The organism is Streptomyces corallincola (assembly GCF_019104725.1).
GTDB classification, from domain to species: domain Bacteria; phylum Actinomycetota; class Actinomycetes; order Streptomycetales; family Streptomycetaceae; genus Streptomyces; species Streptomyces corallincola.
Map to the genome: position 1 here is coordinate 64,539 of NZ_JAHRXF010000022.1, position 18,665 is coordinate 83,203.

At 73.2% G+C, this 18,665-nt stretch carries 19 protein-coding genes; 11 read left to right on the forward strand and 8 right to left on the reverse strand.

Annotation, left to right across the window (positions count from 1 at the left end):
* Positions 1-210: 210 nt before the first annotated feature.
* Positions 211-1,071, reverse strand: a complete 861-nt coding sequence (locus KUM39_RS16065) for a 3-hydroxybutyryl-CoA dehydrogenase (RefSeq protein WP_217786325.1) — start codon at positions 1,069-1,071, stop codon at positions 211-213.
* A 178-nt stretch (positions 1,072-1,249) separates the two neighbouring features.
* On the opposite strand from KUM39_RS16065, the gene KUM39_RS16070 reads away from it, so the two are divergent.
* Positions 1,250-2,548: a glycoside hydrolase family 10-like protein gene (locus tag KUM39_RS16070; RefSeq protein ID WP_217786326.1), complete on the forward strand. Its 1,299-nt coding sequence runs from the start codon at positions 1,250-1,252 to the stop codon at positions 2,546-2,548.
* Positions 2,549-2,557: 9 nt separating this feature from the next.
* Here the strand turns inward: KUM39_RS16070 and KUM39_RS16075 are convergent, their stop codons facing one another.
* The gene (locus KUM39_RS16075) at positions 2,558-2,755 is read right to left on the reverse strand and encodes a DUF1918 domain-containing protein (RefSeq protein WP_217786327.1); all 198 of its coding nucleotides are present in this window, start codon (positions 2,753-2,755) and stop codon (positions 2,558-2,560) included.
* A gap of 304 nt (positions 2,756-3,059) precedes the next feature.
* Here KUM39_RS16075 and KUM39_RS16080 point away from each other — a divergent pair, with 304 nt between their 5' ends.
* Complete coding sequence (locus tag KUM39_RS16080; RefSeq protein ID WP_217786328.1) at positions 3,060-3,650, forward strand: histidine phosphatase family protein; 591 nt, start codon at positions 3,060-3,062, stop codon at positions 3,648-3,650.
* A gap of 6 nt (positions 3,651-3,656) precedes the next feature.
* On the opposite strand, the gene KUM39_RS16085 is transcribed toward KUM39_RS16080, so the two are convergent.
* Positions 3,657-4,103, reverse strand: a complete 447-nt coding sequence (locus KUM39_RS16085; RefSeq protein WP_217786329.1) for a DUF6314 family protein — start codon at positions 4,101-4,103, stop codon at positions 3,657-3,659.
* A gap of 318 nt (positions 4,104-4,421) precedes the next feature.
* On the opposite strand from KUM39_RS16085, the gene argC reads away from it, so the two are divergent.
* From argC to KUM39_RS16110, 5 genes are read left to right on the forward strand one after another with little or no spacing between them, the layout of a single operon-like run.
* The gene (gene argC / locus KUM39_RS16090; protein ID WP_217786330.1) at positions 4,422-5,450 is read left to right on the forward strand and encodes an N-acetyl-gamma-glutamyl-phosphate reductase; all 1,029 of its coding nucleotides are present in this window, start codon (positions 4,422-4,424) and stop codon (positions 5,448-5,450) included.
* A complete protein-coding gene (gene argJ, locus KUM39_RS16095; RefSeq protein ID WP_217786331.1) occupies positions 5,447-6,598 on the forward strand; it encodes a bifunctional glutamate N-acetyltransferase/amino-acid acetyltransferase ArgJ in 1,152 nt (383 codons plus the stop codon). The genes argC and argJ overlap by 4 nt, the downstream gene beginning before the upstream one ends.
* A complete protein-coding gene (gene argB, locus KUM39_RS16100) occupies positions 6,595-7,539 on the forward strand; it encodes an acetylglutamate kinase (protein WP_217786332.1) in 945 nt (314 codons plus the stop codon). Before argJ ends, argB begins: the two co-directional genes overlap by 4 nt.
* Positions 7,536-8,735 carry an acetylornithine transaminase gene (locus KUM39_RS16105; protein ID WP_217786333.1) on the forward strand — a complete coding sequence of 400 codons (1,200 nt, stop codon included), beginning with the start codon at positions 7,536-7,538 and terminating at the stop codon, positions 8,733-8,735. Before argB ends, KUM39_RS16105 begins: the two co-directional genes overlap by 4 nt.
* Positions 8,736-8,742: 7 nt before the next feature.
* Positions 8,743-9,288 carry an arginine repressor gene (locus KUM39_RS16110; protein ID WP_217786334.1) on the forward strand — a complete coding sequence of 182 codons (546 nt, stop codon included), beginning with the start codon at positions 8,743-8,745 and terminating at the stop codon, positions 9,286-9,288.
* A gap of 117 nt (positions 9,289-9,405) precedes the next feature.
* Here KUM39_RS16110 and KUM39_RS16115 read toward each other — a convergent pair whose 3' ends face one another.
* The 5 genes from KUM39_RS16115 to KUM39_RS16135 all read right to left on the reverse strand — a co-directional run bounded on the left by KUM39_RS16115 (position 9,406) and on the right by KUM39_RS16135 (position 13,804).
* Positions 9,406-10,209 carry an FAD:protein FMN transferase gene (locus KUM39_RS16115; protein WP_308288148.1) on the reverse strand — a complete coding sequence of 268 codons (804 nt, stop codon included), beginning with the start codon at positions 10,207-10,209 and terminating at the stop codon, positions 9,406-9,408.
* Positions 10,202-10,984 (reverse strand): FMN-binding protein, encoded by a 783-nt coding sequence (locus KUM39_RS16120; protein WP_217786335.1) that lies wholly within the window; start codon positions 10,982-10,984, stop codon positions 10,202-10,204. The genes KUM39_RS16115 and KUM39_RS16120 overlap by 8 nt, the downstream gene beginning before the upstream one ends.
* A gap of 17 nt (positions 10,985-11,001) precedes the next feature.
* Positions 11,002-12,384, reverse strand: coding sequence for a ferredoxin reductase family protein (locus KUM39_RS16125; RefSeq protein ID WP_217786336.1), 1,383 nt, complete (start codon positions 12,382-12,384; stop codon positions 11,002-11,004).
* A 127-nt stretch (positions 12,385-12,511) separates the two neighbouring features.
* Entirely contained in the window at positions 12,512-13,213 is a 702-nt protein-coding gene (locus KUM39_RS16130; protein ID WP_217786337.1) for a L,D-transpeptidase family protein, read from the reverse strand.
* Between the two features lie 3 nt (positions 13,214-13,216).
* Positions 13,217-13,804: a pyridoxamine 5'-phosphate oxidase family protein gene (locus KUM39_RS16135; RefSeq protein ID WP_217786338.1), complete on the reverse strand. Its 588-nt coding sequence runs from the start codon at positions 13,802-13,804 to the stop codon at positions 13,217-13,219.
* A gap of 248 nt (positions 13,805-14,052) precedes the next feature.
* Between KUM39_RS16135 and KUM39_RS16140 the strand changes: the two genes are divergently transcribed.
* From KUM39_RS16140 to KUM39_RS16155, 4 genes are all read left to right on the forward strand, one after another.
* Positions 14,053-15,246 carry an argininosuccinate synthase gene (locus tag KUM39_RS16140; RefSeq protein ID WP_217786339.1) on the forward strand — a complete coding sequence of 398 codons (1,194 nt, stop codon included), beginning with the start codon at positions 14,053-14,055 and terminating at the stop codon, positions 15,244-15,246.
* A gap of 133 nt (positions 15,247-15,379) precedes the next feature.
* Positions 15,380-16,810: an argininosuccinate lyase gene (gene argH, locus KUM39_RS16145; RefSeq protein ID WP_217786340.1), complete on the forward strand. Its 1,431-nt coding sequence runs from the start codon at positions 15,380-15,382 to the stop codon at positions 16,808-16,810.
* 226 nt (positions 16,811-17,036) lie between these two features.
* Positions 17,037-18,008, forward strand: coding sequence for an aldo/keto reductase (locus KUM39_RS16150; protein ID WP_217786341.1), 972 nt, complete (start codon positions 17,037-17,039; stop codon positions 18,006-18,008).
* A gap of 87 nt (positions 18,009-18,095) precedes the next feature.
* On the forward strand, positions 18,096-18,656 hold the full coding sequence (locus KUM39_RS16155) for a TetR/AcrR family transcriptional regulator (protein ID WP_217786342.1): 561 nt from the start codon (positions 18,096-18,098) through the stop codon (positions 18,654-18,656).
* Positions 18,657-18,665: the final 9 nt, after the last annotated feature.

Below are 18,665 nucleotides of genomic sequence, written 5' to 3' on the forward strand. Positions count from 1 at the left end.
ATTCCTTGCATGCGCAGGAAGAGTGAACTCGCCTGGTGGGTCCGGGGGGAGCGTGTGCGCACGGCATATGCGGGCCCCTCCCGCACACTCCGTGTGAACAGGATGAGCCCGGCACCCATCGGGTGCCGGGCTCGTCGTTGCGTCGCGCTCGGTAGCGGGGCCGCGCGATGCGGCGGTACGCGGTCGCGGTGGCCGGGACCGTACGCGGTCTCAGCCGTACGTATAGAACCCCGACCCGCTCTTGCGGCCCAGGCGGCCCGCCTCGACCATGCGCTGGAGCAGCGGGGGAGCCGCGTACAGGGGCTCCTTGTACTCGCCGTACATCGAGCCCGCGATGGAGACGATGGTGTCCAGGCCGATGAGGTCGGAGAGCTTCAGCGGGCCCATCGGGTGGGCGCAGCCCATCTCCATGCCGTTGTCGATGTCCTCGCGGCTGGCGATGCCGGACTCGAACATGCGGATGGCGGACAGGAGGTACGGCACCAGCAGGGCGTTGACGACGAAGCCGGAGCGGTCCTGGGCGCGGATGGCGTGCTTGCCGAGGATCTTCTCCGCGAACATCTGCGCCCGGCTCAGCGTGCCCTCGGAGGTGGTCAGCGCCGGGATCAGCTCGACCAGCTTCTGCACGGGCGCCGGGTTGAAGAAGTGGATGCCGACCACGTGGTCGGGCCGCGAGGTCGCCACCGCGAGCTTCACCAGCGGAATGGAGGAGGTGTTGGAGGCCAGGATCGCGTCCGGGCGGGTCACCACTTGGTCGAGCACCTGGAAGATCTCCGTCTTCACCTGCTCGTTCTCCACGACCGCCTCGATCACGAGGTCCCGGTCGGCGAACTCGCCCAGGTCGGTGGTGAAGCTGAGCCGCGCCTGCGTCGCGTCCCGCTCCTCCTCGCTGATCTTGCCGCGCTCGGCCGCCTTCGACAGGGAGTTGTGCAGCCGGGTGCGGCCGATCTCCAGGGCCTCGCCGGTGGTCTCGGCGACCTTCACGTCCAGCCCCGCGCGGGCGCAGACCTCGGCGATGCCCGCGCCCATCTGGCCGCAGCCCACGATTCCGACGCGCTCGATGTCGGTCACATCGTCCCCTTCGCTGGTTTGCCTGGCTCGGCAGGACCTCCGCAGGACCTCCGGGTTCGGCGCCTGCTCCGATCGTGCACGTTACCGCCAAGTATCGATGATCGATCGCGCGGGTGGGGGCATCCTGGGGCGCGTGACGATCCGTGACGGTACGGGTCCGGAGTGTAGGGGTGTGCGGATGGGGCGGATGTCACGGCGGGCGTTCACGGGAGCCGCGCTGGCGGCGACGCTGACCACGGCGGGCTGCGGTACGGCGGGGCCCGGTGCGGGGACGGCCGCCCTCCGTACCCGGCCCGGAGCGGGGCCCGCGCCCGGCGGGGCACCCGGTGGCGCGGGCGGGGAACGCGCGGCGGGCGAGATGCGCGGCATGTGGATCGCCACCGTCTCCAACCGCGACTGGCCCAGCAGGCCCGGCCTCTCCGCCGCCGAACAGCGCACCCGGCTCACCGCGTTGCTCGACCGGGCCGTCCGCGACCGCCTCAACACCGTCTTCCTCCAGGTCCGCCCGGCCGCCGACGCGTTGTGGCCGTCCCCGTACGAGCCTTGGTCCGCGTACCTCACCGGCACCCAGGGCCGGGACCCCGGCTGGGACCCGCTCGGCACCGCCGTACGCCTCGCGCACGACCGGGGCCTGGAGCTGCACGCCTGGTTCAACCCGTACCGGGTCGCCCTGCACGACGACCCGGGGAAACTCGCCGCCTCGCATCCGGCGCGCGTCCACCCCGACTGGACCGTGCGGTACGGCGGCAAGCTCTACTACAACCCCGGCCTGCCCGACGTACGGGCCTTCGTGCGCCGGGCGATGATCGACGCCGTCGCCCGCTATCCCGTGGACGCCGTCCACTTCGACGACTACTTCTACCCGTACCCCGTCGCCGGACAGACCTTCGACGACTCCGCCGCCTTCGACGCGCACGGCGGCGCCTTCACCAGCAGGGCCGCCTGGCGGCGCGACAACATCGACAAGCTGATCACGGAGACGGCCGCCGACATCCGGCGCGTCCGCCCCGGCACCCGGTTCGGGATCAGCCCCTTCGGTGTCTGGCGCAACGCCTCCACCGACCCGCGCGGCTCGGACACCCGCGCGGGCGTGCAGACCTACGACGACCTGTACGCGGACACCCGCGCCTGGGTGCGGGAGAACCGCATCGACTACATCGTGCCGCAGCTCTACTGGCACATCGGCAACTCCGCCGCCGACTACGCGACCCTGATCGACTGGTGGGCCGACGTCGCCAAGGGCACCAGGACGCGGCTGTACATCGGGGAGGCGCTGTACAAGGCGGGCGCCGCCGGACAGCCCACCGCCTGGCAGGACCCGGTCGAACTCTCCCGCCACCTCACCCGCGCCGCCCGGCGCCCCGAGGTGCGCGGACATGTCTTCTTCTCCGCCAAGGAGGTCGCCGCCGACCCCATCGGCGCCATGACGCGGGTGGTCACCGACCACTACACGCAGTCGGCGCCCCCACCGCTGTGACCGGCCCGGCTACGCCTGCTCGCCCTCCCGGTGCCTGACCTGGCAGTCGGGGCCGGGGGACATCACGGCCTCGTGCCCGTCCGGGAAGCGGACACGGTACGGCGGACTGCCCTCCCGCCCCATGACCTCGACCACTTCCGTCTCCTGATCGTGCTGCCCGACCACCCGGCCGTGCTGCACGAGATGATCGCCCACGGTTGCGCGCATCGGGGGCCTCCTCCTGACGGTCGTACGGCTGAGCCGCGGCGGACCGGCGCGGGAGGGGCGGCGGAGGGCGTCCGGCGGACCGGCCGCTGTCCGGCGCCCGTCCGGCGACGGCGCCGACCCGACCAGTGTGGGCACCGCCGCGCACCGGCCGCAACCCTCGGCGCCCCGCGCCCGCCCCGGAACCGGCCGCCCGGGCGGCGTTCACCGGCCGCGTACGGTACGTTCCCGGACGTTCCGCGCCGCCCCTCGTACGGCTTCGGTCCCGCCCCTTGACCTGCGTACTTGCCGGGCCCACCATCGCTCCATGCCACTTCGGGTGACGTTCGTGGCCGCGGCCGGGACCGCCGGTTCGCGTGCCGAGCGCTTCCAGGACCAGCGGCCGTTGGACCAGGCGGGCTGGGACGAGGTGCAGCGGCTCGCCGGTACGCTGCCGCCGCCCTCGGGCGCCGAGCTGCGCTACTGCTCGCCCACTCCCCGCTCCCGCGCCACCGGGGACGCCCTCGGCTACGCACCGCTCGCCCAACTCGCCCTGCGCGAGTGCGACATGGGCCGCTGGAACGGGCTGACACTGGGCGAGGCGATGGCACGTGAGCCGGAGGCCGTGGACCACTGGCTCGCGGAGCCGCGTGCGACCCCGCACGGTGGCGAGTCCCTGACCGCGTTCGCCGCGCGGGTGGGCGAGTGGCTGGACACCCGCCCGGCGGGCGGCGCGATCGTCGCCGTGGTCGAGCCCGCCGTGATCCGCGCGGTGCTGGTGCATGTGCTGAGGGCGGCGCCGGAGACGTACTTCGCCGTGGACGTACGGCCCCTCGCCACGGCCTCGGTGACCGGCGGGGCCGGGCGGTGGACCCTGCGGCTGGACGCGGCCGGGGCACCCGCCGTACCGGCCGGGTAGGCGCGTTCAGCTCTCCCGCGTGTACTCCGTGATCAGCAGCAGATCCTTCGCCGGGCCGCCCACCCGCCACACCGTGCGCCAGTGATCGGCGTCGGTGACGGTGAACTCGCCCCGGTAGAGGTCGGCCGCGCACGGATGGTCCGCGACGAAGTGGCCCGAGGTCAGGTCCAGGGGGTGGAAGGGGCGCCCGTCCGCGAACCGCACGTCCGCCGTGCCCGGCGCGGCACCCGGCAGGAACCGCAGCGTCCGCGTCGCGGGCCGCGCCACACCGTGCCAGGTGAACGTCCCGGCCTCCTCGTGCAGCAGCCCGCCCCCGTCGAGCGGCAGAAAGTCCGTGACCCCGCTGAATCCGCCCTCGGCCCCGCCCGCGAGATCCCGCACCACCCGCTCCACCCGCCAGCGCCCCACGAGATGCGCCAGCACATCGGCCACGGGCCGGTGCCCGCCGGTCACCGGCCCGCCCTTCGCCCGCGCCGCGGACCGAGCGCCCCCGTCGGCGGGACGGCGGCGGGGTCGCCGAGTACGAGGAGGCGGCGGAGGGCTGCGGGCATGGGTCGAGGGTACGGGGCGGGGGGAGCGGTGCCCAGGGGTGGGCCGGTGGGCGGAGCCCCGGGGTGGGCCCGTAGGTGGGCGGGGCGGCGGGCGGGGCGGTCGGCGCCCGGCGAGGACTTGGTGACGCCCCCGCCGCATGCCCCGGTGACCCTTTCGGTGACCGTTGCATAAACGTGCAGGTATACGTATAGTCATGCCATCGAGAGAAGGATGGAGAACATGGCGGTGCGTGCTGCGGTGGCCGGGGCCAGTGGGTATGCCGGGGGGGAGGTGTTGCGGTTGCTGGTGGGGCATCCGGGGGTGGAGGTCGGGGCGCTGACCGGGAACTCCAACGCCGGGCAGCGGTTCGGGGCGCTTCAGCCGCAGTTGCTGCCGTTGGCGGACCGGGTGCTGGCGGAGACCTCCGCCGAGGCGCTCGCCGGGCACGACGTCGTGTTCCTCGCGCTGCCGCACGGGCAGTCCGCGGCCGTGGCCGAACAGCTCGGTCCGGAGGTGCTCGTCATCGACATGGGCGCCGACTTCCGGCTCAGGGACGCGGCCGACTGGGAGACGTACTACGGCTCCCCGCACGCCGGGACGTGGCCGTACGGCCTGCCCGAACTGCCCGGTGCGCGGGCCGGGTTGGCGGGGGCCACGCGGATCGCCGTACCCGGCTGCTACCCGACCGCCGTGTCCCTCGCGCTGTTCCCCGCCTACGCGGCCGGTCTCGCCGAGCCGGAGGCGGTGATCGTCGCCGCGTCCGGGACCTCCGGCGCGGGCAAGTCCGCCAAGACCCATCTGCTCGGCAGCGAGGTCATGGGCTCCATGTCGCCGTACGGCGTCGGCGGCGGCCACCGGCACACCCCCGAGATGATCCAGAACCTCAGCGCCGCGGCCGGTGAGCGGGTCGCCGTGTCCTTCACGCCGACCCTCGCCCCGATGAGCCGCGGCATCCTCGCCACCTGCACCGCGACCGCCCGCCCGGGCGTCACCGCCGACACGGTCCGCGCCGTCTACGAGAAGGCGTACGCCGACGAACCGTTCGTGCACCTGCTCCCCGAGGGGCAGTGGCCCGCGACGGCGTCCGTTTACGGTTCCAACGCGGTTCAGGTGCAGGTCGCCCACGACCCGGCGGTGAACCGCATCATCGTGATCAGCGCCCTCGACAACCTCACCAAGGGCACCGCGGGCGGTGCCGTACAGAGCATGAACATCGCCCTCGGTCTCCCCGAGACCACCGGCCTTTCCACGATCGGAGTCGCACCGTGAGCGTCACGGCAGCCAAGGGGTTCACGGCGGCGGGCATCGCCGCCGGGATCAAGGAGAACGGCAACCCCGACCTGGCCCTCGTGGTCAACACCGGCCCACGCCGTGCCGCCGCGGGCGTCTTCACCGCCAACCGGGTGAAGGCCGCGCCGGTCCTCTGGTCCGAGCAGGTCCTGAAGTCCGGCCAGGTCTCCGCCGTCGTCCTCAACTCCGGTGGCGCCAACGCCTGTACGGGACCCAAGGGCTTCCAGGACACCCACGCCACCGCCGAGAGGGCCGCCGAGGTGCTGGGCCGGGGCGCCGTCGAGATCGCCGTCTGCTCCACCGGCCTGATCGGCGTCACCCTGCCGATGGACAAGCTGCTCCCCGGTATCGGGACCGCCGCCGCCCAGCTCTCCGAGCACGGCGGCGAGAAGGCCGCCCTCGCCATCAAGACCACCGACACCGTCCACAAGACGGCGGTGGCGAGCCGCGACGGCTGGACCGTGGGCGGCATGGCCAAGGGCGCCGGGATGCTCGCCCCCGGCCTCGCCACCATGCTGGTCGTCCTCACCACCGACGCCGACCTGGACAGCGCGGCCCTGGACCGAGCCCTGCGCGCCGCGACCCGCGTCACCTTCGACCGGGTGGACTCCGACGGCTGCATGTCCACCAACGACACCGTGCTGCTGCTCGCCTCCGGCGCCTCCGGCACCACCCCCGACGAGGCCGCCTTCGCCGAGGCCGTCCGTGAGGTCTGCGACGACCTCGGGCAGCAGCTCATCCGGGACGCCGAGGGCGCCAGCAAGGACATCCGCGTCGAGGTGGTCAACGCGGCCACCGAGGACGACGCCGTCGAGGTGGGCCGCTCCATCGCCCGGAACAACCTGCTCAAGTGCGCCGTCCACGGCGAGGACCCCAACTGGGGCCGCGTCCTGTCCGCCATCGGCACCACCCGCGCCGCCTTCGAACCCGACCGGCTGAACGTCGCCATCAACGGGGTCTGGGTGTGCAAGAACGGCGGTGTCGGCGAGGACCGCGACCAGGTGGACATGCGCTACCGCGAGGTCCACATCGTCGCCGACCTCGCCGCCGGTGACGCCACCGCCACCATCTGGACCAACGACCTCACCGCCGACTACGTCCACGAGAACAGCGCGTACTCCTCATGAGCGCCCCCCACGGCACCACCGACGACACCGGCGGCGGCACCCGCAGGCACACCGCCCTCCCCAAGGCGCGGATTCTCGTGGAGGCCCTGCCCTGGCTCACCCGGCACCACGGCCGCACCGTCGTCATCAAGTTCGGTGGCAACGCGATGATCGACGACGAGCTGAAGGCCGCCTTCGCCCAGGACGTCGTCTTCCTGAGGCACGCCGGGCTCCGTCCCGTCGTCGTGCACGGCGGCGGCCCGCAGATCAGCGCCGCCCTCGACCGGCACGGCATCGTCAGCGAGTTCAAGGCCGGGCTCCGGGTCACCACCGAGGACGCGATGGACGTCGTACGGATGGTGCTCGCCGGGCAGGTGCAGCGCGAGCTGGTCGGACTGCTCAACGCGCACGGCCCGCTCGCCGTCGGCCTCACCGGCGAGGACGCCCACACCATCACCGCCACCCGGCACCTGCCCGAGATCGACGGCGAACGCGTCGATATCGGCCGGGTCGGGGAGATCACCGCGATCGACACCGGCGCCCTGGAGGCGCTGCTCGACGACGGTCGCATCCCGGTCGTCTCCTCGATCGCCCGTTCCCAGGACGACGGACATGTCTACAACGTCAATGCTGATACGGCGGCTGCGGCACTCGCTGCGGCACTGGGCGCCGAGACCCTCATGGTCCTCACCGACGTCGAGGGACTCTACGAGGACTGGCCCCACTCCGACGAGGTGATCAGCCGCCTCACCGCGAGCGAGCTGGAGAAACTCCTCCCGGACCTGTCCAGCGGCATGGTGCCGAAGATGCGGGGCTGTCTGCACGCCGTACGCAACGGGGTGCGCACCGCCCGCGTCATCGACGGCCGGGTCCAGCACTCCATCCTGCTGGAGATCTTCACCGACGAGGGCATCGGCACGATGGTCGTGCCCGACGACGACGCGGAGGGAGCGCGGTCATGACCGCCAACGAAGAGCTGACCGGGCGCTGGCAGGGCGCGCTCATGGACAACTACGGCACCCCCGCACTGCCCCTGGTGCGGGGCGCGGGCACCCGCCTCTGGGACGCCGACGGCACCGCGTACCTCGACTTCGTCGGCGGTATCGCGGTCAACGCCCTCGGGCACGCCCACCCGGCCGTGGTCGAGGCCGTCAGCCGCCAGATCGCCTCCCTGGGGCACGTCTCCAACCTGTACGTCGCCGAGCCGCCGGTCGCCCTCGCCGAACGCCTGCTGAAGCTGTTCGGCCGCGCCGGGCGGGTCTTCTTCTGCAACTCCGGCGCCGAGGCCAACGAGGCCGCCTTCAAGATCGGCCGGCTGACCGGCCGCACCCACATGGTCGCCGCCACCGGCGGGTTCCACGGCCGCACGATGGGCGCCCTCGCGCTCACCGGCCAGCCCGGCAAGCAGGAACCGTTCCTCCCGCTGCCCGGCGACGTCACGCACGTGCCGTACGGCGACGCACAGGCGCTCGCCGCCGCCGTCACCGAGGAGACCGCCCTCGTCGTCATCGAGCCCATCCAGGGCGAGAACGGCGTCGTCGTCCCCCCGCCCGGCTACCTCAAGGCCGCCCGCGCCATCACCGCCGCCACCGGCGCGCTGCTCGTCCTGGACGAGGTGCAGACCGGCGTCGGCCGCACCGGCGGCTGGTTCGAGTACCAGGCCCACGACGGGGTCCTGCCCGACGTCGTCACCCTGGCCAAGGGGCTCGGCGGCGGCCTCCCGCTCGGCGCCACCGTCGCCTTCGGCCGCGCCGCCGACCTGCTCCGGCCCGGCCAGCACGGTACGACCTTCGGCGGCAACCCCGTCGCCTGCGCGGCCGGGCTCGCCGTGCTGGACACCATCGAGGGCGAGGGCCTCCTCGACAACGTCAAGCGGCAGAGCGGCGCCCTGCGCGACGGTGTCGAAGGGCTCGGACACCCGCTGGTGGACCATGTCCGGGGCGCCGGACTCCTCCTCGGTATCGTGCTCACCGGGCCGTACGCACCTCAGGTGCGGCAGGCGGCCCAGGATGCCGGGTTCCTGGTGAACGTGCCCGCTCCCGACGTCGTACGGCTCATGCCGCCGCTCAACCTCCGCGACGACGAGACGGCCGCGTTCCTGCGGGCACTGCCCGGCATCCTCGACGCGGGTCACGGGGACGGACGAGCCGGGGAATGAGACGACGATGAGCCAGGCGCAGGACCACCAGCAGGCGGCGGGTGCCGGGCCCGCCGTGCCGCAGACGCGTACCGCCCGGCACCGGCGGATCGTGGACATCCTCAACCGGCAGCCCGTGCGGTCGCAGAGCCAGCTCGCCAAGCTGCTCGCCGACGACGGGCTGAGTGTCACGCAGGCGACGCTCTCGCGGGATCTCGACGAGCTGAACGCGGTCAAGATCCGCAACGCGGAGGGGGATCTGATCTACGCGGTGCCCAGCGAGGGGGGGTTCCGCACTCCGCGCGCCCCGCTCGGCGAGTCCGCCAAGGAGGAGCGCATGCGGCGGCTCTCCGCGGAACTCCTCATCTCCGCCGAGGCGTCCGCCAACCTCGTCGTCCTCCGCACCCCGCCCGGCGCGGCCCAGTTCCTCGCCTCCGCCATCGACCAGGCCGAACTCCACGACATCCTGGGGACCATCGCCGGTGACGACACGCTGCTGCTGATCAGCCGTGATCCGGTGGGTGGGCAGTCGCTGGCCGACCATCTGCTGCGGCTGGCCCAGAACGCGACGTGACTCCGTCGGTTCGGGGGCGGTTCGGGGGCGGGGCTTCTGTATCGACACCGGCCGCGGGTACGCCGTGGCCGGTCGCGCAGTTCCCCGCGCCCCTGAAAGGCGGCTGCGCCGCCCCGGTCAGCCCAGCCAGGAGCTCAGGCCGTCGGTGCACAGGACTTCGTCCCCGGCCGTGATCAGGAGCGCCTCCACGTCCGGTAGGGACTCCAGCCAGGTCAGGCCCGCTCGCGCGCTCATGGCGAAGGCCGCAGTGGCCCAGGAGTCGGACCAGGTGAGGTGGGGGGAGAGGACGGTGACGGCGAGGAGGTCGGTGACGGCGGGGCGGGCGGTGCGGGGGTCGATGATGTGGGGGCCGCGTTCGGCGGTGCCGGAGGTGGCGACGGAGAGGGCGGGCGCACCGGAGGCGGAGACGACGGCGGCCAGGCCGCCCGGGCGGAGCGGGTCGGACACCCCGACCCGCCAGGCACGGCCGTCCTCCGGGATTCCCAGCAACTGCACGTCGCCGCCCCCGTTCACACTGACCCCGCACACCCCGTCCACCCCGGCCAGCGCACGGGCCGCGCGCTCCGCCGACCAGCCCTTGACGATGCCGGTGGGATCGAGGGAACCGAGATAGCGGGGGCTGAACCAGCCGCCGCTGACCCGTTCCGCCTCGGCGGCGAGCGCCAGCACCTCGGCGACCTCGGGAACACACTCCGCGACGGTCAGCTCACCCCGTACCAGCCGGGACACCTCACTGTCCTCGCGGTAGGTCGAGAAGACCGCGTCCATCCGGTGCAGCTCCGCGACCGCCTCGGCGAGCGCGGCCCGGACCGCGCCGGGCTCCCCGCCCCGTACGTCGAAGGAGAAGACGGTCCCCATGACCTCCTCGGCGTGCCGTACGGCCGCCGGGACCCCCGCCCGCTCCGCCACCGCCTCAGCCACCGGCCCTGTCCAGCGCGGACTGGAGGGACTTCTTGTAGCCCTCGCTGGTGTAGGTGGCGCCCGAGACGCTGTCGATGCGGGCCGAACCGGCGGCCACCGCACGCGCGTTGAGCTTCGGGACCGCGTCGGCGGTCTTCTGGTCGCTCAGCCCGCCCTGCGGTGCCCGGACGGCGGCGGCACGGGTGAGCTTCCCGTCCGTGACGGTGACCCGCACCTGTACGTCCCCGTACTCGGTCCGTACGACGTCCCCGGTCACCGTGCGCGGAGCCGACGGGTCCGCGGACGCGCGGGCGGCAGCGGCGGAGGCGCCCGCCGGTTCCGTCCTGTCCAGCGCGGACTGGAGGGATTTCTTGTAGCCCTCGCTGGTGTAGGTGGCGCCCGAGACGCTGTCGATGCGGGCCGAACCCGCCGCCACCGCCTGCCGGTTGAGCTTCGGGACCGCGTCGGCGGACTTCGTGTCGCTCAGCCCGCCCCTCGGTGCCCGGACGGCGTCGGCGCGGACGATCCTCCCGCCCGCGACCGTGATCCGTACCTGTACGTCCCCGTACTCGGTCCGCACCACGTTCCCCGTGACGGTCGCGGACCCGGCGGGCACACCACCGGCCTGGCCGCCCTGCGCGGACTCCCGGGCCCCCGCCGACGCGCCCGGCACCGCGCCCGTCGCCTCCGACGCGGCCGGACCGCCGCCCGGCTTCAGCGACAGCAGCAGCACGACACCGGACACCGTGGCGGCCGTGGCCAGCACGATCCGGCGCAGGGGGTGACTCTTCCTCATCGCGTGGCAGCTCCCGCTCACATCTCGAAGGACTCTTGGTGGATACGGCGCGCGGGAACCCCGGCGTCGCGCAGCGCCTCGAACACCGACTGCGCGAATCCGGGCGGCCCGCACAGGAACACGTCGTGCCGCTCGATGTCCGGGACCTTGCGCCGGAGGTTCTCCGCCGAGATGTCCGGACGCTCGCCCTCGGGGCTGTTCACCGCGTACATCAGCCGCGCCCCGCGCTCGGTGGCGATGGCCGCCAGCTCACTCCAGAGCGCCAGGTCCTGAGTCGTGTTGGCGCGGTACAGCAGGGTGATGTCACCGGCCGCGCCGGGCAGCGTCTCGAACAGCGCCCGCATCGGCGTGATCCCCACCCCGCCCGCCACCAGCAGCACCTTGCCCCGGCTGCGCCGCTGGGCGGTCAGCGCGCCGTACGGCCCCTCGGCCCACACCCGCGTACCGGGCGTCAGCGCGCGCAGCCCCGCGCTGTGGTCCCCGATGGCCTTCACGGTGATCCGCAGCATCTCCGGCCGGGGCGCCGCCGACAGCGAGTACGGGTGCGAACTGAACCGCATGCCCGGCGCGAGGAACCGCCAGCGGAAGAAGTGCCCCGCCTCCGCGCCCATCCGGTGCAGTCTCCGGCCCCTGATCAGCACGGACACGATGCCCGGCGTCTCCTCGATCACCGCTTCCACCCGCAGCCGGTGCCGCAGGTTCAGCCGGACCGGGACCAGCACCCGGTACCAGAGCACCAGCGCGGTCACCCCGCCGTACAGCGCGTACCAGAAGGTCGTGGCGACCGGCTCCACCGCGAAGTCGTTCCCGGCGGCCACCTGGTGCCAGAACGTCAGGAACACCGCCGCGTACGTCAGCAGGTGCACGTGGTACCAGGTGTCGTACGGCAGGCGGCGGCGGACCGGGCCGACGGAGCTGAGGCCGATCAGCACCAACAGGCCGGTGCCGACGGCCGCTTTGGTCATGCCGGGCAGCTGCTCGACCGACTCGACGGTCTGCGTCACCAGCCCCGACAGCGGGCGTCCCGCCTGCCGGGCGTACCCCCACATGGTGAGGAACACGTGCGCCACGACCAGACTGAGGGTGTACCGGCCGCTCATCGCGTGCCAGCGCGCGACCCGGTCCGAGCCGACCCGCCGCTCCAGCGCGGGCACGCGGGCCATCTGGAGCACCACCAGCGCCATCAGGTAACCCGCCAACAGCCCGGTGATACGGCCCGCGTTGACGATGCGGGCGGTGTCGTCCGCGATGGACGGCGTGTTGTGCCACCAGAGCCACAGCACGGCCGCCGCCCCCGCCCAGACCACGAGGAGCAGCGGGACGGCGGGCGACCGGCGCGGCCGGATGCGGCGCATCGTCTGACGGCGGGCGGCACGTCCGCCGGCGAGTGTGGTGGTCACGTGTACGGTTCCTCCGGGACTCGACCCCTGGCCCAGAGATACGCACCGCACACGCCCGGTGTTCACCCCGGCCGGGAACCTCCGCCGAACCGTTTCCCCGGCCCCGCCCCGGCCCGCACCCGGCGGCTCAGTACCGGGTCACCCCCGTCGCCCCGCCCGCCGTCCCGATCGCCAGGTGCGGGGAGCGGGCCGGGTCCGCCCACGCCAGGACCGCGCGCATCGCCTCCTCCGGCACCGACACGCACCCCGCTGTCGCACCGCGCCCGTTGACGTGCAGGAAGATGCCCGCGCCCCGGCCACGCACCGGACGCCGGTAGTTGAAGCCGACGACCAGGGCGTGGGCGTACTGCGGGTCGTAGGCGGCGAGGTGTTCGGACTCGGCGGGGCGGCAGTCGGCGGGGAGCGGGTCGGCCCAGCGGTTGTAGGCGGTGGAGGCGTTGTCCTCGCACCACCAGGCGGTGTCGGTGACCCGCCGGTAGGCGGTACGGGTGCCGGGCGGGGCCGGACGGATGCCGAAGGCGAACGGGAGGTCGTAGAGCCCGGTGGGTGTCGTGCCGGTGCCCTGCTGTCGTGCCGTGCCCTCCACCAGGCCGCCCGCCCCGAAGCGGGCCGGTGCCGAACCGGCCGCCGTCCAGGTCCCGTCCCGCAGGTCCCACCAGGTGACCGTGCCGGTGGTGGACCCGGTGTCCGGTGCCTCGGCGGTGATCAGCTGGCTCCCGCCGCCGGTGTCGGCCATCCGTGCGGGCAGTGGTTCGCCGCGTCCGCCGGGGGCGGTGGCGCCGAGCGCGCAGAGGGATGTCAGGGCCAGGGCGAGCAGGCGGGAGCGCATGGCTCAGACGGTAGAGGGAGGCAGCGGCAACGGCAGTCCCGGCAGGCCGTCGATGCTGGTGGCGATGTGGTCCTTCTTGGCGAAGTACGCGTTGAGCGACGCGTCGTCCTCGCGGGCGAAGCGCTTGCCGTGCAGTTCGCGGTCCGCCTCGTACGCCATGCGGGGGACCGCGTAGCCGCAGCTGTCGCGGATCAGCTCGGCGTGCACGACGATCACGGCGCGCAGTCCGTGCCGGCTCGGGTCGATGTCCGGGAAGCGGGCGAGGAGAGCGGCGAAACGGGGGTCGTCGCGGAAGACCGCCTCGCCCGTGCCGTGCACGCGGACGATGTTCGGCGGGCCCTGGAACGCGCACCACATGAGGGTGATGCGGCCGTTCTCCCGCAGATGGGCGACGGTCTCGGCGTTGGACCCGGCGAAGTCCCGGTAGGCCACGGTCAGTTCGTCCAGGATCACGAACGAGCCCTTGAGGCCCTTGGGGGAGAGGTTGACCGTGCCGTCCGCCGCGAGCGGGGCGGTCGCGGTGAAGAAGAGGGGCTGCTCCTCGATGAACGTGCGGAGCCTGCCGTCGATGCGTTCGTAGGTCTTTCCCATGTCTCCGGATTCTCGCGCGGACTCCTTCGGCCGTCTCAGGATTTCGCGGGCGGGGTCGGGGGCGCGCCACCCTCCGCCGCCCTCCGCCGCCCACATGCCGCCCTCCGCCGCCCACATGCCGCCCTCCGCCCCCGACGTATCGCCCTCCGCCGCCCACGTGCCGCCGTCACCCGATCGTGCGATTGACGAATCATGCGGAGTTCTGCATACTCATGCATAACAGCGCAACGCATTGTGAGGAGAAACCCGTGACCGAGCGCGTCGTACTCGCCTACTCCGGCGGTCTGGACACCTCCGTCGCCATCGGCTGGATCGCCGAGGAGACGGGCGCCGAGGTCATCGCCGTAGCGGTGGACGTCGGCCAGGGCGGCGAGGACCTGGACGTCATCCGCAAGCGCGCCCTCGCGTGCGGTGCCGTCGAGGCCGAGGTCGCGGACGCCAAGGACGAGTTCGCCGAGGAGTACTGCCTCCCGGCGATCAAGGCCAACGCCCTCTACATGGACCGCTACCCGCTGGTCTCCGCCCTCTCCCGGCCCACCATCGTCAAGCACCTCGTGGCCGCCGCCCAGAAGCACGGCGCCACCACCGTCGCCCACGGCTGCACCGGCAAGGGCAACGACCAGGTCCGCTTCGAGGCCGGGATCGTCGCGCTCGCCCCCGACCTCAGGTGCATCGCCCCGGTCCGCGACTACGCGATGACCCGTGACAAGGCCATCGCCTTCTGCGAGGCCAAGCAGCTCCCGATCGCCACCACCAAGAAGTCCCCGTACTCCATCGACCAGAACGTCTTCGGGCGCGCCGTCGAGACGGGCTTCCTGGAGGACATCTGGAACGCGCCCATCGAGGACATCTACGAGTACACCTCCAACCCCGCGCTGCCCCGCGAGGCCGACGAGGTGACCGTCAGCTTCAAGGAGGGCGTCCCCGTCGCCATCGACGGCCGCCCGGTCACCGTGCTCCAGGCGATCCAGCAGCTCAACGAGCGCGCCGGTGCCCAGGGCATCGGCCGGATCGACATGGTCGAGGACCGCCTCGTCGGCATCAAGTCCCGCGAGGTGTACGAGGCACCGGGCGCCATCGCGCTCATCACCGCCCACCAGGAGCTGGAGAACGTCACCGTCGAGCGCGAACTCGCCCGCTACAAGCGGCAGGTCGAGCAGCGCTGGGGCGAACTGGTCTACGACGGCCAGTGGTTCTCCCCGCTGAAGCGCGCCCTGGACGGCTTCATCACCGAGGCCAACCAGCACGTCACCGGCGACGTCCGGATGACCCTGCACGGCGGCCGTGCCGTCGTCACCGGCCGCCGCTCGGAGTCGTCGCTGTACGACTTCAACCTCGCCACCTACGACACCGGTGACACCTTCGACCAGGCCGCCGCCAAGGGCTTCATCGACATCTACAGCCTGTCCTCGAAGATCGCCGCCAAGCGCGACCTCGCCTGACCGGCGCGCCCGTCCGGCCGCGCCCGGCCCGGCCGCCCGTCCCCACGCACTAGCCTGACGACCGCCTCCCCAGCCCTCCGGCGCGGGGAGGCGGTCGCACACCCGGACCCGATCCCCCCGAGGAGCAACGCAAGTGAGCAGCAACAGCGGTGACGTACGGCTCTGGGGCGGCCGGTTCGCCGACGGGCCCGCCGAGGCCCTGGCGAAACTCTCCGCCTCCGTCCACTTCGACTGGCGGCTCGCCCCCTACGACATCGCCGGGTCCCGCGCCCACGCCCGTGTGCTGCACAAGGCCGGACTCCTCACCGACGACGAGCTGACCCGGATGCACCAGGGCCTGGACCTGCTGGCGTCCGACGTCGCGGACGGCAGCTTCACCGGCACCATCGCGGACGAGGACGTGCACACCGCCCTCGAGCGCGGCCTGCTGGAGCGGCTCGGCGCCGACCTCGGCGGCAAGCTGCGCGCCGGGCGGTCCCGCAACGATCAGGTCGCCACCCTGTTCCGGATGTACCTGCGCGACCACGCCCGGATCGTCGGCGGGCTGATCGCGGACCTCCAGGACGCACTGGTCGGCCTCGCGGACGCCCACCCGGACGTGGCGATGCCCGGCCGCACCCACCTCCAGCACGCCCAGCCGGTCCTCTTCGCCCACCATGTGCTCGCCCATGTGCAGGCGCTCTCCCGGGACGCCGAGCGGCTGCGCCAGTGGGACACCCGGACCGCCGTCTCGCCGTACGGCTCCGGCGCGCTGGCCGGGTCCTCGCTGGGCCTGGACCCGGAGGCGGTCGCCGCCGACCTCGGGTTCGAGCACGGCAGCGTGGCCAACTCCATCGACGGCACCGCCGCACGGGACTTCGTCGCGGAGTTCGCGTTCATCACCGCGATGATCGGGGTCAACCTCTCCCGCGTCGCGGAGGAGATCATCATCTGGAACACGAAGGAGTTCTCCTTCGTCACCCTGCACGACGCGTTCTCCACCGGTTCCTCGATCATGCCGCAGAAGAAGAACCCGGACATCGCGGAACTGGCGCGCGGCAAGTCCGGCCGTCTCATCGGCAACCTGACCGGCCTGCTCGCCACCCTCAAGGCACTGCCGCTCGCCTACAACCGGGACCTCCAGGAGGACAAGGAGCCCGTCTTCGACTCCTGCGACCAACTGGAGGTGCTGCTCCCCGCGTTCACCGGCATGGTCGCCACGCTCACCGTGCACCGCGAGCGCATGGAGGAGCTGGCCCCGGCCGGGTTCTCCCTCGCCACCGACATCGCGGAGTGGCTGGTCCGGCGGGGCGTGCCGTTCCGGGTCGCGCACGAGGTCGCCGGGGAGTGCGTCAAGGTCGCGGAGGCCGACGGCAAGGAGCTGGACCAGCTCACGGACGCGCAGTTCGCCGCCATCTCCGCCGACCTCACCCCCGAGGTCCGCACCGTCCTCGACGTCCCCGGCGCCCTCGCCTCCCGCAACGGCCGGGGCGGTACGGCACCCGGCGCGGTGGCCGTCCAGCTCGCGGAGATCAAGGCGGACCTGGCGGCGCAGCACGCGTGGGCGGACGCGAAGAAGGCGTAGCGGGTCCCCGGCGCGGGCGCCGGGTTCCGGTGGGGCGCGGGTCCGCGGGGCGGGCCGCGCCCCGGGCGGCGGCGCGTGCGGCCGTGCCGGGTGCGGGCGCCGTGTGCGGCGGTGACCGGTCGGGGGCGCGCGGCGCGGGTTAGGTTGGTCGGGAGACCGCCGGCCGGGGACGGCCGGCGGCCACCGACCAGGCCGGTCGGGAGCCGGCCGACGAACGGAGCCCGCGATGCCCTTCGCCCGTCTCGCGCACGCCACGACGCCGACCTGCCACCTCGGCCTGGGTCTGGCCGCCGTCGGCCGCCCCGGCTACATCACGCTCGGCCGGGACCGCGACCTCCCGCCGGACCGCAGCGTGGACGCGCTGCGCACCCGTACCCATGAACTCCTCGACGCCGCCTACGCGCAGGGCGTGCGCTACTTCGACGCGGCCCGCTCCTACGGCCGCTCCGAGGAGTTCCTCGCCGGGTGGCTCGCCGCCCGCCCGGACGTGACCGACGCGGTGGTCGGCAGCAAGTGGGGCTACACCTACACCGCCGACTGGACCACCGACGCCGAGCACCACGAGATCAAGGACCACGGCCTCGCCACCTACGAGCGCCAGCGCGCCGAGACCGCCGAGCTGCTCGGGGACCGGCTCGACCTCTACCAGATCCACTCCGTCACCCCGGACAGCCCCGCCCTCACCGACCGGGACCTGCACGCCCGGCTGGCCGAGGCCGCCGCGCACGGGGTCACCGTCGGCTTCTCCACCTCCGGCCCGGCGCAGGCCGACGCCATCCGCGCCGCGCTGAAGATCACCGTGGACGGCGCACCGCTGTTCCGCGCCGTGCAGTCCACGTACAACGCGCTGGAGACCTCCGCCGGCCCCGCGCTGGCCGAGGCGCACGACGCCGGGCTCTCGGTGATCGTCAAGGAGGGCATGGCCAACGGGCGGCTCGCCGGGCCCGAGGCGCCCGAGGCGCTGCGCACGGTGGCCGGGGAGACCGGGCTCGGCCAGGACGCCGTCGCCCTCGCCCTCGTCCTGCGGCAGCCCTGGGCCGACGTCGTCCTGTCCGGCGCCGCCACCTCCGCCCAGCTCGCCTCCAACCTGCACGCGCCCGTGGTCGATCTGGACGACGACCAGGCCGCCCGGCTGGCCGCGCTGGCCGAGGAACCGGGCGCCTACTGGACCCACCGCAGCGGACTGCCCTGGCACTGAGCCGCACACCTCTCCGGCGAGCGACCTCGGTGATTCGGGCACGACCCAGGTGAGACACCAGTGTCTCACCTGGGTTACCCTTGTCTCATGCCCTTGGATCGTGACCATGTGCTGCGCAGCGCGGCCACCCTGCTGACCCGGAAGTCCACGGCGACCCTGGACGAGGTCGCCAGGGCCGCCGGGATCAGCCGGGCCACGCTGCACCGCCACTTCGCCGGGCGCGACGCCCTCGTCCGCGCCCTGGAGGCGCTCGGCATCGCCGAGTGCGAGGCCGCCCTCGACACCGCCCGGCTGGACGACGGCCCGGCCGCCGACGCCGTACGGCGGCTGGTGGCCGCCATCCAGCCCGCCGCCGGACTGCTCGCCTTCCTCTACACCGAGAACCAGCTGTTCGAGGGCGAGGAGCAGAACGAGGGCTGGAACCGCATCGACGACCGTCTCACCGCACTGTTCCGGCGCGGCCAGGAGGACGGCGAGTTCCGCATCGACCTCACCCCGGCCTGGCTCACCGAGGCGCTGTACGGCCTGCTGGCCTCCGGCGCCTGGGCGGTGACCGAAGGCAGGGCCGCACCACGGGACTTCCCGCACATGGTGGTCGAGCTGCTGCTCGGCGGCGTACGGCGCACACCCGCGCCGCAGGGCGCGTAACCCCGGCGG

What these genes read in the sequence shown, in the direction of transcription:
- KUM39_RS16070 (WP_217786326.1), top strand. Translation starts at nt 1,250, where the DNA reads ATGGGGCGGATGTCACGGCGGGCGTTCACGGGAGCCGCGCTGGCGGCG.
- KUM39_RS16075 (WP_217786327.1), bottom strand. Translation starts at nt 2,755, where the DNA reads ATGCGCGCAACCGTGGGCGATCATCTCGTGCAGCACGGCCGGGTGGTC.
- KUM39_RS16080 (WP_217786328.1), top strand. Translation starts at nt 3,060, where the DNA reads ATGCCACTTCGGGTGACGTTCGTGGCCGCGGCCGGGACCGCCGGTTCG.
- argC (WP_217786330.1), top strand. Translation starts at nt 4,422, where the DNA reads ATGGCGGTGCGTGCTGCGGTGGCCGGGGCCAGTGGGTATGCCGGGGGG.
- argB (WP_217786332.1), top strand. Translation starts at nt 6,595, where the DNA reads ATGAGCGCCCCCCACGGCACCACCGACGACACCGGCGGCGGCACCCGC.
- KUM39_RS16105 (WP_217786333.1), top strand. Translation starts at nt 7,536, where the DNA reads ATGACCGCCAACGAAGAGCTGACCGGGCGCTGGCAGGGCGCGCTCATG.
- KUM39_RS16110 (WP_217786334.1), top strand. Translation starts at nt 8,743, where the DNA reads ATGAGCCAGGCGCAGGACCACCAGCAGGCGGCGGGTGCCGGGCCCGCC.
- KUM39_RS16120 (WP_217786335.1), bottom strand. Translation starts at nt 10,984, where the DNA reads ATGAGGAAGAGTCACCCCCTGCGCCGGATCGTGCTGGCCACGGCCGCC.
- KUM39_RS16130 (WP_217786337.1), bottom strand. Translation starts at nt 13,213, where the DNA reads ATGCGCTCCCGCCTGCTCGCCCTGGCCCTGACATCCCTCTGCGCGCTC.
- KUM39_RS16135 (WP_217786338.1), bottom strand. Translation starts at nt 13,804, where the DNA reads ATGGGAAAGACCTACGAACGCATCGACGGCAGGCTCCGCACGTTCATC.
- KUM39_RS16150 (WP_217786341.1), top strand. Translation starts at nt 17,037, where the DNA reads ATGCCCTTCGCCCGTCTCGCGCACGCCACGACGCCGACCTGCCACCTC.
- KUM39_RS16155 (WP_217786342.1), top strand. Translation starts at nt 18,096, where the DNA reads ATGCCCTTGGATCGTGACCATGTGCTGCGCAGCGCGGCCACCCTGCTG.